Origin of the sequence: Prosthecobacter sp. (genome assembly GCF_044226605.1) — a bacterium.
Taxonomy (GTDB): domain Bacteria; phylum Verrucomicrobiota; class Verrucomicrobiia; order Verrucomicrobiales; family Verrucomicrobiaceae; genus Prosthecobacter.
The window spans coordinates 106,061-122,948 of record NZ_JBGAGS010000004.1; the positions used below are offsets into that span (position 1 = coordinate 106,061).

Sequence of the window (16,888 nt, forward strand, 5' to 3'; positions counted from 1 at the left end):
CTCGGGCGCTCAGCCGCCGCCAATTCAAAAAATTCGGAGGATGGAAGCGTCCCCATCCTCCTGAATGATCGAACATGGAGACCCCTCAAGGGGCGAGATCAGTGATCTCGATACGCATGAATTTACGAGCGGTGACCTCAGGCAGCGCCAGCAAGCGATAGGTCACCACTTCGGTAATGCCGTCGGCATTGGACTGCGGCGCCCCGACCTGCTGAACTTGAAGCTGCGTTCTGTCCCAGGTCGAGAGATTATCCGAGACAGCAACAATATAACTGATCTCGGTTCTAACAATTCGGCGTGTGAATGAAAGCTGAAGATAATTCTTTCCGTCCGCGACATTGGTTGCGAGCTGGCTCACCTGGTAATGCTTCAGAGCACTCGAAGCGTTCGGGTTCAGATTGAATGCATACTCTGCAAAATTGTTCAGCATGTCCTTGTCTGGGTCCGCTCCCTTGGCCTGATCCGCCAGGCTGCGCCCCTTCAGGAAAGCGGAAGCCCAGGTGCCAAAGGTTCCAACTTCGTAAAGCAATCCCTTCTTGCGCAGGATGTCGTTCACCCGCGTCTGCGATGAATTGGGAATGACGCCGTCAAAGGTGGGGTCTGGCGTGGTGCTGGCCACTGCTTTGTTCCCCACAAGCACCGGCAGTTGTTCCCGGATAGATTTGCTGGAAATGACAAATTTGGAAAAATCGGTGGTCTCTCCACCCACCACCGCGGGGCCGTCCAAAGATTGGGACACCGACTGGGTGGTTGTCAGGACCTTCTGCTCTTCCGTAAAGTGGCTCGGCCTCAGCGAGTAGAGGTGAATTCGTGGGTTGCCCGTCCGGGTGTTTCGGACATAATTCGAGGCGGTTGTGTAAATGGAGACGGCGTTTTGCACGCACCGCGCTGATTGCTGCCTGTGGAATTGAGCAGTCGTATTGGATATGAAACCGTCCTTTTTCACACCGAATGTTTTTGCCCTAAGTAGGCTTCGCCCGCTATCGGGGTAACAGGAGCTTTTTGTTCTGAAGCCTCCATTCCGATCAACGAGCGAAAACCGCTATAACACAGATGCCGGGAGGCCTTCCGCTCGGAATCGTTTTATCCCTTGGAAAAAAGCAATGGCTCCAGCATTTCCTTCACGATTCGTGGCCACGCCAGCCGCACCATCATTTGTCGCTGCTGCTGCCGGACTTTCACGCCAGGATGAGCTTTGATCTTCCGCGCCAGACCTTTGGGTTCGGCAGTGAGTTTGAAAAAAGTGGCCCCCACTGCAACTTCCCGGTGCGCAGGAATGTGCGAACAAAACACAGGCACTCCATGCAGTGCGGCCTCGATCAGGGGCAGTCCGTAGCCTTCCTCGATGCTGGGAAAAAACAGCAGGTCTGACATGTGGTAGAGGCTGCGTACATCGTGATCGGTGAGAGTTTTCGTCTCACCGAGAAAGCGAACCTGCCGGTGCACACCGAGTTCTTTGGCCAGTCCCTTCAGTTCACGGAAATACTTCAATCCATCCTTCTGATGCGGATCCGGCGCTGCCGTGACGAGGTAAACCGCCTCCGGCAGCTCTGTGAGAAGCCGCAGCCCGCACTCAATGTTTTTCCGCCGTACAAAGCGGGTGGGCTGCAGCAGCACCAGGCCTTCGTGTTCGAGCTTTAAGTCACGCACCCGATCGGTGAGCCCCAGCACGGCGCTGGAGTCGCAGCCATTGGGAATGACATGGATCGGCTCCTTCGTGACTTTCGCATAATCCCGCCGCCGATGCTCCGAAACCGCCACGTGCGCCGCTTTCGGAACCTGGGCCGACCACCGCACATCATGCACCCAATTGATCCACCGAATGTCTGGCCGAGACCGGGTGAGCTTGATTAATTCCTTCGTCCAAGCCAGGTCAAAAGGCATGGTGAAGACATTGTGCACGATCACCGCCTCCCAGCCATCCACACACCAGTCCGCGCGGGTGCAAATCTCCACGTCGTGTCCCTGCGTTCGCAGTGCTGCCGCCTGCTCACCAATGACCCTCTCCACTCCGCCGATGACGGGCGGTTTTGAATAATGAAGGATGGCGATGCGCATGCCGGGTACAGGAGCGCGAATGCCACCTCTGCGCAAATGCAGGAATGCTTAAGTGGCTGCTCTTCATGCTTCAACACAGAGTGTAATATCTGGGAAGTTCACCGCACGAGGCCCGTTTCTGGCGGCAATAGTTCCCCGGGGTGCTTGACAAGATTCCGGCCAATCACTTATGACTACCCACCATGAACGCAACGACCTCTGTTGTCCGGATTGTACTTTCTATGGCGCTCGTCGTGCTGCCCAGCACGCATGCCAAAGACAAGGATGATGTTCACATGACCTACCCTTCCAAGGTGGAGGGCTCCAAGGGCAAAGAGCGCGAGAAGCTTTTCTCTCCATGGATGCCCTTCGCGGAGTTTGGTGCTCACACAGCGGCGATGCAGCGCAAGGGCGAACAGATCATTTACTTTGAAAATGAGGGCGGAAAGTCCCGCGGCATCTATTCAAGCAAGGTCAAGCTGAAGGGCCCCTGTTCTCAATTCACTTTCGCCAACGAAAAGGACATGGATGCCCAGCTCAACTCCGTGGTGAAGACCGGCCTCCAGCCCGCCTTCATTGTTTGCAGTGCCAGCGGCACCTACACCATGCTGATGGTATCTCCAGAGGACTTGGATGCCGTGCGCGCGGAGCTGAAGGCGCTGGGGATTGGACAGCCGAAGTTGAGATAGTGCAGGATTGAGAGCATGGCCTGAGCAGCGCAGGCTTGGACGTAGGGCGGTCGTGGCGTAAGCCCGCCCGTCTGCGAGCTCGCTGCAATCTCTGAGGCGTACGAACGTCCTCGCAGTCGGGCGGTTTGGCGGAGGGAGCGGTGGAGGATGGAATAACTTCGACGCCAAACACGACCGACCTACGACCGGAGGGCTGTGCATGTTTGAAAACCGGTCTGCTGCAACCTGCAGGCAGAACCGGCTTTCTGGGGCATGGTATCAAACCACAATGTTCACCAGTTTGCCGGGAACGACGATGATCTTCTTCGGCGGCTTGCCTTCCATGAACTCCTGCACGCGGGAGCTGGCCAGAGCGGTCTTTTCGATCTCCTCCTTCGTGGCCTGAACGGGCACGCGGGCTTTGTCGCGCAGCTTGCCATTCACCTGGAAGACGATTTCCACCTCGTCCTCGATGAGGGCGGCGGGATCATACACGGGCCAGGTGGCGTCGCTGAGCAGGCCCTGCACGGCCAGAGCCGGGAACTTGCTGGCGATGCGGGCATTCAGTTCTTCCGCCAGATGCGGAGCAAAGGGGCTCAGCACCTTGAGGAAGGTGACGATAGCAGCAGCGGGTTTTACTTCCGCGCCGACGAAAGCGTTGGTGCAGATCATCATCGTACTGATGGCGGTGTTGAAGCTGAGCTTCTCAATATCCTCACCGCACTTCTTGATGGTCTCGTGCAGCGCTTTGGTAAGCTGCTTGTTGGCGGGCACATCCTGCAGCGCGGCGGAGACGCTCCACACGCCTTCGTCATCCACTTCCATGACCAGACGCCACACGCGGGCCAGGAAGCGATACACGCCTTCCACGCCCTTCATGCTCCAGGGCTTCACTTGCTCCAGCGGGCCCATGAACATCTCATACAGACGCAGTGCATCGGCGCCGTAGTCGCGCACGACGTCATCGGGATTGACCACGTTGCCACGAGACTTGGACATCTTCTGACCGTCTTCGCCCAGGATGAGGCCTTGGTTCACCAGACGCTGGAAGGGCTCGGGTGTGGTGACATAACCAAGATCAAACAGCACCTTGTGCCAGAAGCGCGCATACAGCAGGTGCAGCACGGCGTGCTCGGTGCCACCCACGTAGAGGTCCACGCCACCGGGCTTGCCACCGCCCATCCAGTAGCTCTCTGCAGCCTCGCCGACAAAGCGTTCGCTGTTCTTGGAATCGCAGTAACGCAGGTAATACCAGCAGGAACCGGCCCACTGCGGCATGGTGTTCAGCTCGCGCTTGGCGGTGGCGGAGTACTGCACCCAGTCGGTGGCTTTGGAAAGAGGCGGCTCCGGCGTGCCGGTGGGCTTGAAATCTTCCAGGTCCGGCGGCATCAGCGGCAGTTCGCTTTCAGGAATGCTGCGGTGGCTGCCGTCTTCCCACACGATCGGGAAGGGCTCGCCCCAGTAGCGCTGACGGCTGAAGAGCCAGTCGCGCAGCTTGAAATTGATGGTGCCTTTGCCCAGCCCCTTTTCTTCCAGCCATGCGGCGATCTTCTTCTTGGCTTCGGGTGTGGTCAGGCCGTCCAGGAAACCGCTGTTCACGGCGATGCCATGCTCGGTAAAGCCCTGCCAGTCCTTGCCTTCCGGTGGCTGCACCACCTGCTTGATTGGCAGCTCAAACTTCTGCGCAAATTCAAAGTCACGCTCGTCATGCGCAGGCACGGCCATAATGGCGCCGGTGCCGTAGCCCATGAGGACGTAGTCGGCGATCCAGATGGGGATCTGCTCGCCGTTGACGGGATTGATGGCATACGCGCCGGTGAAGACGCCGCTCTTTTCCTTGGCCAGTTCGGTGCGCTCCAGGTCGCTCTTTCGGGCGGCCTTCTCGCGGTATTTCTCCACCTCGGTCCCCTGCTCTTCTGAGACCAGCGAGTCCACGAGGCGATGCTCCGGCGCCAGCACCATGTAGGTGGCTCCAAACAGCGTGTCCGGGCGTGTGGTGAAAACGGTGATCGTCTCCTCACTGCCGGCCACCTTGAATTTCACTTCGGCACCTTCGCTGCGGCCGATCCAGTTGCGCTGCAGCAGCTTGATGCTCTCCGGCCAGTCGAGGCCGTCCAGTTCATCAATGAGGCGCTGGGCATACGCGGTGATGCGCAGCATCCACTGGCGCATGGGGCGGCGCTCCACAGGGAAGCCGCCGACCTCGCTCTTGCCATCCACCACTTCTTCATTGGCCAGCACCGTGCCCAGCTCCGGGCACCAGTTCACCGGCGCGGAAGACACGTAAGCCAGACGACGCGAGTCGATCTCCTCGCGGCTCAGGCCCTTGGCTTCCAGTTCGGAAATCGGATGCGCCTTGCCGTCATCTCCCACATAGGAGTTGTAGAGCTTCAGGAAGATCCACTGCGTCCATTTGAAATAGCCGGGATCGGTGGTGTTCACCTCGCGGTCCCAGTCATAGGCAAAGCCAAGGCTCTTGAGCTGCTTGGTGAAGTTGGCCACGTTCTTCTCCGTGGTCACACGCGGATGCGTGCCGGTCTTGATGGCATACTGCTCCGCAGGCAGGCCAAAGGCATCCCAGCCCATGGGGTGCAGCACATTGTAGCCGGACATCTTCTTGAAGCGGCCGATGATGTCCGTGGCGGTGTAGCCTTCCGGATGGCCCACATGCAGACCCGCGCCGCTGGGATAGGGGAACATGTCGAGCACGAAGTACTTCGGCTTCGAGGCGTCGAAATCGGCATCGCCGGGGTTCGGCGTGCGGAAGGCTTTCTTGGCCTCCCACACGTCCTGCCACTTCGGTTCAAACTCGGAGAATGGAAAGGCTTTGCGCTGCTCGCTGCTCATAGGGGGCGCGAAACAAGGCGAGGGTCGGGGAGAGGTCAAATAAAGTACTCATGAGCTTTAGCTCATTCTGGGGGCGCTTTCCCCCAAATCCGGAGCGAGCTAGAGCCCACGAGTACTTTTCCCCTCCTACTTAAACAGCTTCGATCCCGCCTTCAGGTGCGCCTCATGCTCCTGCATGCGCAGTTCCACGCGCTCGCGGATCGTGCGTTCACCGATGCCGTCGTGCTTCGTGGCCACCAGGGCTTTCAGGAGGTCGATCATCGACTTCAGGTCGTCCATCATCACAAATTCAGGCACGATCTGGCGGGCGTCGTTCAGGTTGTGGTAGTTGCCCAGAGGCAGGGAGATGCCCACGCTGCGGACTCCGGAGGCCTGCGTAGCAGTGGCTTCGCAGGCACCAGCGTCCAGCAGACAGCGCTGCACGCGGATGCCCTGCTCCTTGGCGGTGGTGATGAGCACTGCCATGGCCTCATTGTCAAAAATGGAGACGCGGTCACCCACGCGCAGAATCGGTCCGCCACCCATGACAGCGCCATTGACGGGCCGGCTGGTTTCGAGGGAGAGAAACACGCTGTCGGGGCCGAAAGGCCAGTTCTGGGCCAGATGCCAGGCGCCGAGCCATCCCACTTCCTCCGCACGCGTGAAGGCCGCATGCACCGTGGTCTGGATGTTCAGGCGGGCGAGCTCGAGAAACGTCATCACGATCGCAGCACAGCCGATGATGTCGTCGCAGGCGGTGGCCTCAATGCGTGTGTTGGTGATGTTCACCGGAAAGTTCCAGGTGGCGATCTGGCCTTTGACTTTGCGCAGGCCACGCTTCACGCCGGCGTCGACCTCGGACTTGCCCACACCACCCAGAAAATCCCACTCATCACGTTTCGTGCTGCCAGGAGGCTTGATGAAGGCCGGGTGATCCATGTGCGCGCCAAACACCCAGGTGGGTTTGCTCTTGGATTTGCCGTTCTTATAGGTGGCAAGCAGATTGCCAAATTTGTCGTGTTTCAGCTTCACGTTCGGGCAGTCCTTGAGCAGCGCTTCGATCTCCGCACGCACATGGTATTCATGGAATGGAGCCGTCGGCTGTTTGAGAAGTCGCTTGAGAATGCTGCTAAGGTTGGGGGAAGGCATGCGTCATCGTAACGCATTTTATGCAAACACCAAATGCCACGTGAAGGAGCGCCCATATTTCTTGCGGGGGAAATCGTGCCAAAATCCGCCGGGTGAGAGCCGCATGGAGCGCTGCTATTCAAGTTGAACGCGGCCATGCGCCGTCGTAACACGGGAAGACTCTTTTCCATTCAATCCGTGAAAAAGCTCCGATACTTTTTTGAGATTCAGCTGCTGGACCTGGCCGTCTGGCTGCTGCCGCGCCTGCCCCGTCATCTGCTCATGGTGCTGGCACGTGTACTCGGCACGCTGGCCTTCTGGCTGGACGCACGCGGCCGTGCCACGGCCCTCGACAATCTGCGCTGCGCCTTTGGAGATGAATACTCTCCGGCGGAGCGGCGGCGCATCGCTCGCGGCTCCTATGAGGTTTTCGCCCGCACCTTTGTGGATTTGTTCTGGTCCCCCAGCCTTACGGCGGAGACATGGCAGCAGCATTTCGACATCATCACGGATCTGCCGTCTGAAGAAAAAGCGCGCCAGAACGGCGGAGTCTGGGTGACGCCGCATTTCGGCAACTTCGAGCTCGTCAGCCAGGTCTGGGGCTTTCGTGGCTTCCCCTTCACCGTGGTGGCGCAGGACTTCAAAAACCCGGCCATCACGCATCTCTTTAAAAGGCTGCGCGAGCAGTCCGGGCACACCTTCATCTCGCAGGACAATGCCATGATCAAACTGATGAAGGCCCTCAAGCGCAAAGGGCACGCGGGCCTGCTAACAGACCTGAGCATCACTCCGGGCCGGGCGGCCACGGCCATCCAGTGCTACGGCCTGTGGACGTCCGTGCCCACCCTGCACGTGGAGCTGGCCAAGCGCCTGGGGCTTTCGATCATCACCGGCGTTTGCCGCCCGCTGCCGGACGGCCGCTATGAGGCGCACCTGTTTGAGGCCATCGAGCCCAAGCCCGAGGATGACACACGCGAGGTTACTCAGCGCATCTGGGACATCTTTGAGCAGGAGATCCGCAAACACCCGGAGTGCTGGCTCTGGATGTACAAGCAGTGGCGCTACCGCCCCGTGGGCAAGCCGGGCGTGCCGCACCCTGACTATCCCTTCTATTCAAACTACTCCAAAGCGCTGGTGCAGATGGTGCCGCCCGAACTCCTGCCGCAGGAGGATGTGGCGTCCGCCGCTTCAACGGGTGCTCCGTCACGTAAAGCAGACGCCTGAAAGACTTCGCCGCAGATGCCAGTTTTTTCCATTGCTCCGCGTGAGTGGTGCTCGTAATCCTCACGCCTCCCTAAAATCAACCTGCCAATGTCCATCCCCCATCTCCCTGCTCTTCGCAAAGGCCGCCCTTATGAGTCGCTCGACAAGGTACAGGTCAAAGACCACAAAACCGGCGAGGTCTGCGCCGAAATCAGCCAGGTGAATGCCGGCATCGTGCGCAAAGATCTGGCGCGGATCGGCGAGGCCCGTGCTGCGCTGAAGAAGTTCACCGTCGAGCAGTTGATCGAGATCACCGCCAAGGCGGGCGAGCTTTTCCTCAATGGCACCCTTCCCCTTGGCGACAAAGGCCACACGCAGACCCCTCAGGAATACATCGCCACGCTTTCCCGCACCAGCGGCCTGCCGCACATCATGGTGAAGCGCAACATGGCCAAGCTGCACTACGCGCTGACCAACATGAAGGTGATCCTCAACGGCCTCACCCGCGGCCTGGATCTCAGTGTGATCGATCGTGGCTTTGGCACGCAGTCCGGCTGCCCCGTGTCCTACTTCCCAACCACCAAGTCCCTCGGCCTGGTGATGCCGAGCAACTCCCCGGCGGTGAATTCCCTCTGGCTGCCCGCCATCGCGCTGAAGATCCCCGTGGTCATCAAGCCAGGCCGTGAGGAGCCATGGACGCCGTATCGTTTGATCCAGGCCTTTATCGCCGCCGGCGCTCCTCCTGAGGCCTTCGGCTTCTACCCCACCGACCACGAAGGCAGTGGCGAAGTCGTCAAGCTCAGCGGCCGCAACCTCGTCTTCGGCGATGTGAACATGGCCAAGATGTACGAAGGCAATCCCGCCGTGCAGGTGCATGGCCCGGGCTGGAGCAAGATCATCATTGGCGAGGACAAGATCGAAAACTGGAAGGACTACCTCGATGTCATGGTCGCCTCCATCAGCGACAACGGCGGCCGCTCCTGCATCAACGCCTCCGCCGTCATCGTGCCGAAGTACGGCAAGGAAATCGCCACCGCCCTGGCCGAGCGCCTGGGGCCTGTGAAGCCCACTTCCTCGGACGATGAAAACGCCCGCCTCTCCGGTTTTGCGAATGTGAAGATGGCCGACTACATCGACAGCGCCATCGACAGCGACCTGCAGATTCCCGGTGCCGAGGACATGACCGCCAAGTTCCGCGACGGCCCGCGCAAAGTGGAGTATGAAGGCGGCACCTTCCTGCGCCCCTCCATCATCTGGTGCTCTGACAACAAGCACCCGCTCGCCAACCGCGAGTTCCTCTGCCCTTACGCCAGCGTGCTCGAAATGCCGCAGAGCGAAGTGCTGGGCCGCATCGGCTACTCGCTCATCGTCACCGCCATCACGCAGGATCCTGCTTTCATCAGCGACCTTCTTGAGTGCGGAGACATCGATCGCCTCAACATCGGGCCGATCAGCACCATGAAGATCAGTTGGGACCAGCCGCATGAGGGGAACATGTTCGAGTTCCTGTACAAGCGGCGGTCGATTGACTGCGCGTGATTTGAACACCCGCGCGTGCCATGGGCTATCTGGTCAAAGCATCCTTCAATGCGGAGCCTCGAGCGTATGCGCTCGAAGGCATCCGCGCGGATGTCGATGCCGGACTCCTGCCGCCCACAGCCATGGCTCGCCATGAGAAGCAGGATTTCTGGTATTCGGTGGCTGAACTGATCGGCCGGGAGCCGACACCTACCTTTCGCTTTCGTTGCAAGCATTGCAGAAGCCGGCTGGCCGGCCGCAAAATGGATCTGGGGCTGCAGCTCCAGTGCGAGAAGTGTAAAAAGGTGTCTGACGTGCCAGACATCGCGCGGGCGGGCAGATTCATGATGGTCGCCGGTGCCGTTGCCGCTTGCCTCGGCCTCCTCACGGCAGTGGCAAACTTCTTCATGCCCATGCCGGGTAGCGGCAGATTCCACTTCGGTTTTATAGGCCTGGTTATCATCGGTATTCTACAATCCTATCAAGGCTGGCACCGCTCCACGCAGTTTCGCCCCACGGCACACCAAGACAGAAACTAATGTCCCTCGCTCCCTTCGACTACCAGCCCCGCACTCGGCTTATCTACGGCACCGGCACGCTCGCGCGTGTGGGAGAACTGGCGCGTGACCTTGGCGGCAAGCGTGCGCTGGTGGTGAGCGACCCGGGCATCGTCAAGGCGGGTTACGTCACACGCGCCGTCTCCTTCCTCGTGGAGGCCGGGCTGCAGGCCCGTGTGTTTGGAGGAGTGCGGGAAAATCCCAGCACGGAAGATGTGGACGCCTGCGTGGCGGCAGCACGCGAGTTTCAGGCAGACTTCCTCATCGGCCTTGGCGGCGGCAGCAGCATGGACACCGCGAAGGGCTGCAACTTCATCCTCACCAATGGCGGGCGCATGCACGACTACTGGGGCGTGGGCAAGGCCACCAAGCCCATGCTGCCCCTCATCGCCATCCCCACCACCTCCGGCACCGGCAGCGAATGCCAGAGCTTTGCGCTCATCTCCGATGCGGAGACGCATGTGAAGATGGCCTGCGGAGATCCGAAGGCCGCTGCGAAGGTGGCCATCTTGGATGCCGAGCTCACCGTCTCACAGCCGCACCGCGTGACCGTGTGCACCGGCATGGATGCGCTGACCCACGTGCTGGAGACCGCCGTGACCAACAAGCGCAACGCGTTTTCCTCCCTGTATTCCCGCGAGGGCTTCCGCCTTTGCCACAGCGGCTTCAGCCGGGTGCTCCGCGATCCGAAGGACATCGAAGCACGTGGCATGATGCAGCTCGGCGCGGCCTATGCGGGCATTGCCATTGAGAACAGCATGCTCGGTGCCGCCCACTCCTGCGCCAATCCCCTCACGGCCAAGTTTCACGTCGTGCATGGCGAAGCCGTGGGCGTGATGATGCCGCACGTCATCCGGTTCAACTCCCACGACCCCGAGATCGCAGCCATTTACAAAAGCTACTTCGACGGTGACCTCGCCGACCGTGTGAGCGAGCTTCTGTGGGAAGCCAAAATGCCCCGCAACATCGGCGACTATGGTGCCAAGGAAGAGCACCTGCAGGAACTTGCCGAAATGGCCGCCAAACAATGGACCGCGCAGTTCAATCCGCGCGTCCCGAGTGTGGAGGAATTTGTTTCACTGTACCGCGCCGCGCTTTAACCGAGTTGCTTGCCCGTCTCGGTGTCTAAAGTGAGCCGACGGCTTCCTGCTTAGGGATTCTCCAGAATTCCCTCGACACGCGGGAGGCATTCCACATACTGCGGAATCCTGATGATGAAGTTCAGTTCACCTTTGCGGGTGGGCTGGAGTCGCTGCAGCGCCATTTTCCTCTTCACCAAACGATTCTATGCGTGCTTGTTCCTCTCTCCCCGCCGTTCTGTTCTGGCTTATCTTGGCAGTCTGTGCCGTTCATGCGCAGGTACCCGGGCTGCTCAACTATCAGGGACGGGTGGCCGTGGGATCCGTTAATTTCAATGGCTCAGGCCAGTTCAAATTTGCTCTGGTCAATTCGGGTGGCGGCACCACCTTCTGGAGCAATGATGGCACCAGCACCGCTGGTGCCCAGCCGGCAGCCGCCGTGACACTGGCGGTGACCAAGGGCCTTTACTCAGTGCTTCTGGGAGACACCACGCTCGCCAACATGACCACCGTGCCAGCCAGTGTCTTTGGCAATCCCGATGTGCGCCTGCGCGTGTGGTTCAATGATGGGGTGAATGGATTTCAATTGCTGACACCCGACCAGCGCATCGCCGCGGTAGGCTATGCCATGACAGCAGGCGGTGTGGCCAACGGAGCCATCACCAGCAGCATGCTGGCGCCAGGAGCTGTGGGAACATCGCAGCTGGCTCCCGGTGCCGCTGCCGCCAATCTCGCCGCAGGCGGCGTGTCCGGAGTACCCAGCGGCGGCATCGTGGCTTCCAATGATCCCGCCAGCACCGCGTTGCTGGCCCAGGGCTTTGTGCGGGATCCCTCCAGCACCACCTTGGGAGAAAGCTGGACGCCGATGCCCAGCGGAGACGCCGTGGCCGGGCACAGCGCCGTGTGGACCGGCACGGAGTTGCTGGTCTGGGGCGGCGTGGTGCCCGATAACACCAACACGGGCATGCCCCCCGCCTACAAGGCCATCAATCGCGGCCTGCGCTACAATCCCAGCACCGGCGCATGGATCCCCATCTCCACGGTGGGCGCACCCCAGCAGCGCTTTTACCACAGTGCGGTATGGACGGGCACGCAGATGATCGTCTGGGGCGGGCAAACCACCGCCTCAACCTCAAGCACCGGCGGTACACCGGCGACGGTGCTGGCCACCGGCGGCATTTACACCCCGGCCACCGATACATGGACTGCGATGGCCCCCAATGGCAGCATTCCTTTTGGAGACGGTCGCAGCCGCGCCCAGGCGTTCTGGACGGGGACGGATCTGCTCATCTGGGGTGGCAGCATGACTCCCCTGACCTTCGGCTTCAGCTACCCAGGCGGCGGGGGCGTGGGAAAGCGCTACAATCTGGCCACCAACACCTGGTCCAGCATGGCGGCCAATCCGCCCGAAATAGGACCTTCAATCTACTGGTCGGGAGTCTGGACGGGGTCTTCAATGATCGTTTGGGGCAGTCAGACCGTGGGAGATTCCACGCTGCCGTCGGCCGGCAAGTACACCCCCGCCACGGATACCTGGCAGACCCTGCCGCGTGTGCCGGGAAACCCCGCCCTCCCCACCACGGGCTTCACCACGGCTTGGACGGGAAATGAAATGATCCTATGGGGCGGCTATGACGGCACGTCCATTTACAGCAATGCCGGCTATCGCTTCAATCCCACCACTTCGAGCTGGACGAGCGTCAGCACCGCAGGCGCACCTGCGGCACGCACAGGCCACTCAGCCGTGATGCTGGGTGGCAAGATGATCGTGTGGGGCGGGCAGAGTTCATCCGGTGGCGCGCCTCCTGTGTCGGTAAATCTCTACCAGGATGGCGGCATCTATGACCCCGTGGCAAACACCTGGCAGAGCGTGACCGCCAGCAATGCCCCGCCCTACCGCACCGAGGCTACGGTGACGACCGCCAGCGACCGCATCATCGTCTGGGCAGGCGTGCAAACACCGGACTTTGGCACGACCTCGAAGTTCCTCAAAAACGGCGGCAGCTACCAGCCGGCCACCGGCACCTGGACAACGCTGGCCAATGGCTCCCCCGCCCCACGTTTTGGGCAAACCGCCGTCTGGACGGGCACGGATCTCATCGTCTGGGGTGGCACGGCAGGCAGCTTTTCAGCCCCCGCCAATGGCATTGACTTCACCTACAACGACGGCGCTCGTTACACCCCCGCCACCGGTGTGTGGACGCCCCTGCCTGCAGCCAATGCCCCCTCCGGCCGCTTCGGACACTCGGCGGTGTGGACGGGCACGGAGATGATCGTCTGGGGCGGGATGTATGGGAACGCCCCCATTATGACCACGCTGAACACCGGCGCGCGCTACAATCCGCAGACCAATGCTTGGACGCCGATGACCACCGCCTCCGCTCCCTCCGCACGCGCGCAGCCGGGATTGGTCTGGGCGGGTGCTCCCACCAATCGAATGATCGTGTGGGGCGGCACTTCCGACGGTCTTTCCATGCAGGTCACCGATGGCAGCCGCTACGATCCGGTTTCTGACACCTGGAGCAGCCTCTCCACCACCAATGCACCCAACGCCTCGTTTAGCTTCACCGTGCCTTCCGTCACCTGGTCCGGCAAAGAGATGATGGTCTTCAGCCCCACCCTCATGAACGGCGGACTTTACTATCCGGCATCTGACACCTGGCTGACGATGGCAGCAGCTCCCATGGCATTGAACACTCCCACACCCTGGGCGGTGCTCCCGCTCTGGGTTGGCACCGGACTTGCCGCCTTTGCGCCCGGATCTGTCTCCGGCACCGGCTCCGGTGGCAGCTTCTACCTCTACTCTCCGACAGCGGACTACTGGCAGGCCTCCGCCGCCACCGGAGGCCCCACCGGGACTTTCCAGAATGCCTCCACCGTTTGGACTGGCAGCTCCCTCATCCTCTGGGGCGGGATCGGCACACCGACGACCAGCTACGCCGGCGGCATCTATACCCCGGCCACGGATACCTGGAGCAGCCTTTCCTCTTCAGGCGCTCCTGCCGCCACCTTTGGCTCCAGCGTCTGGACTGGCAGCGAAATGGTGATGTGGGGCGGGACTTCAAACGTCGGTGGCGTGCTTTTTGGCAGTCCTTCTGACAAAGGCTATCGCTACACGCCTCCGCAGTCCTACTATCTCTACCGCAGGCCTTGATTGATTCAAACACTCACCCTTCCAAGATCATGCGACACCTCCCGCTTCTCTTCCTGCTCCTGGCCGTGGTGCCTGCTCACGCCGCGCCGAGATCGAGCACCAGCTACACGATCACGGCAGACAGCCTCAGCGCTGGCGGCGGGCATGCCACCAGCGCCAGTTACAGTGGCGATGCCAGCCTTGGCGGGTTCGGCGGCATCTCCACCGCGGCGGCTCCGGCAGAGACGCTGAAAAGCGGCTACATCGCCCAGCTCACGGAGGTGACGGCGGTGCAGCTCGCAGCCACCCAGACCACTCTCAATGAGACCACCACCCAGCAGCTCACCGCCACCGCGACTCTGGACGATGCCACCACGACCGCCCTGCTCGGCAACGATCTCAGCTGGAGTGTCGTCAGCGGTCCCATTTCCAGCATCAGCAGCAGCGGTTTGGCGACCGCGGCAAACGTTTACCAAAACACCGCCGCCACCGTGCAGGGCAGCTTTCGCGGCATCGCCGGCACCCTTGGCTTCACCATCGTCAACACCGGCACGGACGACCTCGGAATCTACGCGGCCGACGGCATCCCGGACACCTGGCAAGCGCAGTACTTCGGCGTGAACAATCCCCTCGGCATCGCCACGGCGGACGCCAGCGGCACCGGGCAGAACAACCTCTTCAAATACACCGCCGGCCTGAACCCCACCGACCACGCCGCACGCTTCTTCACCACCTCAGGCGGCACAGGCGGGCGCACCATCACCCTCAGCCCCCGCCTCTCCGACCGCACCTACACCGTGCAATACAGCACCAATTTCCAAAACTGGCTGCCCCTGACCGGAGCCACCATCCAGGACAACGGCCAGACCCGCACGGTGACCGACCCCGACGCAGTTTCGACCCGCAAATTTTACCGCGTGCAGATCAGCTATCCGTGACCGGTTCTGCCATTTCGCCCCCCATCTTCGGAGGTTTTGGGGGTTCTTTTTGGAGAGTCCTGTTTTTTTTGCGGGGCATCAGGGCTGATGATTGATGACCAAGCTTCGGTATGAGAGAAAGGGATCATCTTGATCCTTCACGCTCCCTCGTTCACTCGGTGGTATCATAGAGCCTGAGAGTGGTCCGAGATGGTTCACCTCATCCAGAGCATCCTGTCCTGCAGGTGTGCCAAAAACAAACCTCCCCAGACCCAATTCCGAAGGGGTTTCGTTGGTTTTGATGTCTCTTTTTAAGAGGAGCGGCTTTTGCAGTTGGTCTAAGTTTACTGGTCATCAACTAGAGGCCAGCATCCATGATCAACCATGCCCCATGGTGTACCAGCCTCAAAGGATGAAATACCGCCTTGCTCATCCAGGCACATCATTCCCTGTTTGCCACCAGGAGAAAAAGCAGGCCCGTGGCAAACCAAAGAATACCATGACCTATCGGGACATCACAGGACCTATGAAGGAAAAACTTGCCATGGAATGGAAGCCAGCCGCCCCAACCTGCCTCCTCAAAAAAAATGTCCTCCTTCCAAAAGGCACCTCCGAAACCTCCGAAACCATCAAAACCGGTTTGGGGCAGCGCGTTTTCACGAGTTCCACGAACCCTGGGCGGGCAACTCGCACCTGCGAAAAAATGTCCTCCATCCAAAACGCACCCCCAAAACCCCCAAAACCCCCAAAACCCCTTTCGTCGAACGGTTTGGATGCGCCCTTGCCCACCTTTTCCCATGAACATCCGCCGCATCCGTGTTTAAGAGACGGCTGTGACCCCAAACGCCCATCTCGACCAACTCCTCGCCCGGCCTGAGCCGCTGCTGGCGCTGGCGCCGATGCAGGATGTCACCGATCTGGAATTCTGGCGGCTCATGGCCCGCTACGGCGGGGCGGACGTGTATTACACGGAGTACTTCCGCGTGCACCCAGACTCGCACCTGGACAAGCCCATCCTCGCCTCGCTGATTCACAACCCCACCGCCAGACCGGCCATCGCGCAGATGATCGGCAACGATATCCCTTCCCTGGTCCGCAGCGCGAAGGAGCTTCAACACTACAACATCGCCGCCGTGGACCTGAACCTCGGCTGCCCTGCCCCTGTCGTTTACAAAAAATGCGCCGGTGGCGGCCTGCTGCGGGACGTGCCCCGCATCGAGGGCATCCTCGGTGCGTTGCGGGACGCTGTTTCCATCAAGTTCACCGTCAAAACACGCCTCGGCTTCGACGACACGGAAACCATCGACGCCCTCCTCCCTCTCTTCATCAAGCACGGCGTGGACCTGGTGACCATTCACGGCCGCACCGTGCTGCAGATGTACCGCGAGGGCGTGCGCTACGATCTCATCGGCCAGGCCACCGCCGCCCTGCCCTGCCCCGTTCTTGCCAATGGCAACATCAACTCCCACCTCGATGCCGCCGCCGTCGCGCAGCAGACCGGCGTGCGCGGCCACATGCTCGGGCGCGGTGCCATCCGCAATCCCTGGATGTTTGACCAGATCCGCCAGCATGTGCGTGGAGAACCCGTCTTCGAACCCACCCCCGCCGACCGCCTGCGCTACGTCGAAGAGCTTTACGAATGCGTGACGATGCCGAACACCCGCGAGCTGGACATGGTGAACCGCATCAAAAAGCACCTCAACTTCTTCGCCTGGGGCCTCGCCGATCCTGACACCTTCCTCAATCAAATGCGCCGCTGCACCACACGCGCGGGAATTATGGAAGTGTGCGCGAGGGCGTTTGAGGTGGCGTGAAGCAACGC

At 60.7% G+C, this 16,888-nt stretch carries 12 protein-coding genes; 8 read left to right on the top strand and 4 right to left on the bottom strand.

The features are described 5' to 3' along the window. Positions 1 to 85: 85 nt before the first annotated feature. Positions 86 to 880: a hypothetical protein gene (locus tag ACILSO_RS06510; protein WP_395736565.1), complete on the bottom strand. Its 795-nt coding sequence runs from the start codon at positions 878 to 880 to the stop codon at positions 86 to 88. A gap of 203 nt (positions 881 to 1,083) precedes the next feature. Beyond that, a complete protein-coding gene (locus ACILSO_RS06515) occupies positions 1,084 to 2,058 on the bottom strand; it encodes a glycosyltransferase family 4 protein (RefSeq protein ID WP_395736566.1) in 975 nt (324 codons plus the stop codon). 182 nt (positions 2,059 to 2,240) lie between these two features. Here ACILSO_RS06515 and ACILSO_RS06520 point away from each other — a divergent pair, with 182 nt between their 5' ends. Beyond that, positions 2,241 to 2,726: a hypothetical protein gene (locus ACILSO_RS06520; protein ID WP_395736567.1), complete on the top strand. Its 486-nt coding sequence runs from the start codon at positions 2,241 to 2,243 to the stop codon at positions 2,724 to 2,726. 258 nt (positions 2,727 to 2,984) lie between these two features. On the opposite strand, the gene leuS is transcribed toward ACILSO_RS06520, so the two are convergent. Both leuS and ACILSO_RS06530 read right to left on the bottom strand, forming a co-directional pair. Continuing rightward, a complete protein-coding gene (gene leuS / locus ACILSO_RS06525) occupies positions 2,985 to 5,552 on the bottom strand; it encodes a leucine--tRNA ligase (RefSeq protein WP_395736568.1) in 2,568 nt (855 codons plus the stop codon). 126 nt (positions 5,553 to 5,678) lie between these two features. Beyond that, positions 5,679 to 6,680, bottom strand: a complete 1,002-nt coding sequence (locus ACILSO_RS06530) for a M20/M25/M40 family metallo-hydrolase (RefSeq protein ID WP_395736569.1) — start codon at positions 6,678 to 6,680, stop codon at positions 5,679 to 5,681. 177 nt (positions 6,681 to 6,857) lie between these two features. Here ACILSO_RS06530 and ACILSO_RS06535 point away from each other — a divergent pair, with 177 nt between their 5' ends. From ACILSO_RS06535 to ACILSO_RS06565, 7 genes are all read left to right on the top strand, one after another. Continuing rightward, positions 6,858 to 7,883 carry a lysophospholipid acyltransferase family protein gene (locus ACILSO_RS06535; protein WP_395736570.1) on the top strand — a complete coding sequence of 342 codons (1,026 nt, stop codon included), beginning with the start codon at positions 6,858 to 6,860 and terminating at the stop codon, positions 7,881 to 7,883. An 87-nt stretch (positions 7,884 to 7,970) separates the two neighbouring features. After that, a complete protein-coding gene (locus ACILSO_RS06540) occupies positions 7,971 to 9,401 on the top strand; it encodes an aldehyde dehydrogenase family protein (protein ID WP_395736571.1) in 1,431 nt (476 codons plus the stop codon). A gap of 20 nt (positions 9,402 to 9,421) precedes the next feature. Further along, positions 9,422 to 9,919, top strand: coding sequence for a hypothetical protein (locus ACILSO_RS06545; protein WP_395736572.1), 498 nt, complete (start codon positions 9,422 to 9,424; stop codon positions 9,917 to 9,919). Next, positions 9,919 to 11,037 (top strand): iron-containing alcohol dehydrogenase, encoded by a 1,119-nt coding sequence (locus tag ACILSO_RS06550; RefSeq protein WP_395736573.1) that lies wholly within the window; start codon positions 9,919 to 9,921, stop codon positions 11,035 to 11,037. Before ACILSO_RS06545 ends, ACILSO_RS06550 begins: the two co-directional genes overlap by 1 nt. Positions 11,038 to 11,224: 187 nt before the next feature. Beyond that, positions 11,225 to 14,170, top strand: coding sequence for a kelch repeat-containing protein (locus ACILSO_RS06555; RefSeq protein ID WP_395736574.1), 2,946 nt, complete (start codon positions 11,225 to 11,227; stop codon positions 14,168 to 14,170). Between the two features lie 29 nt (positions 14,171 to 14,199). Further along, positions 14,200 to 15,087 (top strand): hypothetical protein, encoded by an 888-nt coding sequence (locus ACILSO_RS06560; protein WP_395736575.1) that lies wholly within the window; start codon positions 14,200 to 14,202, stop codon positions 15,085 to 15,087. An 812-nt stretch (positions 15,088 to 15,899) separates the two neighbouring features. Next, a complete protein-coding gene (locus ACILSO_RS06565; protein ID WP_395736576.1) occupies positions 15,900 to 16,880 on the top strand; it encodes a tRNA dihydrouridine synthase in 981 nt (326 codons plus the stop codon). Positions 16,881 to 16,888 lie beyond the last annotated feature (8 nt).

Bases quoted from the DNA above. Each gene is read 5' to 3' on its own strand.
- ACILSO_RS06545 (WP_395736572.1), top strand. From the start codon at position 9,422: ATGGGCTATCTGGTCAAAGCATCCTTCAATGCGGAGCCTCGAGCGTAT.
- ACILSO_RS06540 (WP_395736571.1), top strand. From the start codon at position 7,971: ATGTCCATCCCCCATCTCCCTGCTCTTCGCAAAGGCCGCCCTTATGAG.
- ACILSO_RS06520 (WP_395736567.1), top strand. From the start codon at position 2,241: ATGAACGCAACGACCTCTGTTGTCCGGATTGTACTTTCTATGGCGCTC.
- leuS (WP_395736568.1), bottom strand. From the start codon at position 5,552: ATGAGCAGCGAGCAGCGCAAAGCCTTTCCATTCTCCGAGTTTGAACCG.
- ACILSO_RS06515 (WP_395736566.1), bottom strand. From the start codon at position 2,058: ATGCGCATCGCCATCCTTCATTATTCAAAACCGCCCGTCATCGGCGGA.
- ACILSO_RS06560 (WP_395736575.1), top strand. From the start codon at position 14,200: ATGCGACACCTCCCGCTTCTCTTCCTGCTCCTGGCCGTGGTGCCTGCT.
- ACILSO_RS06530 (WP_395736569.1), bottom strand. From the start codon at position 6,680: ATGCCTTCCCCCAACCTTAGCAGCATTCTCAAGCGACTTCTCAAACAG.
- ACILSO_RS06555 (WP_395736574.1), top strand. From the start codon at position 11,225: ATGCGTGCTTGTTCCTCTCTCCCCGCCGTTCTGTTCTGGCTTATCTTG.
- ACILSO_RS06550 (WP_395736573.1), top strand. From the start codon at position 9,919: ATGTCCCTCGCTCCCTTCGACTACCAGCCCCGCACTCGGCTTATCTAC.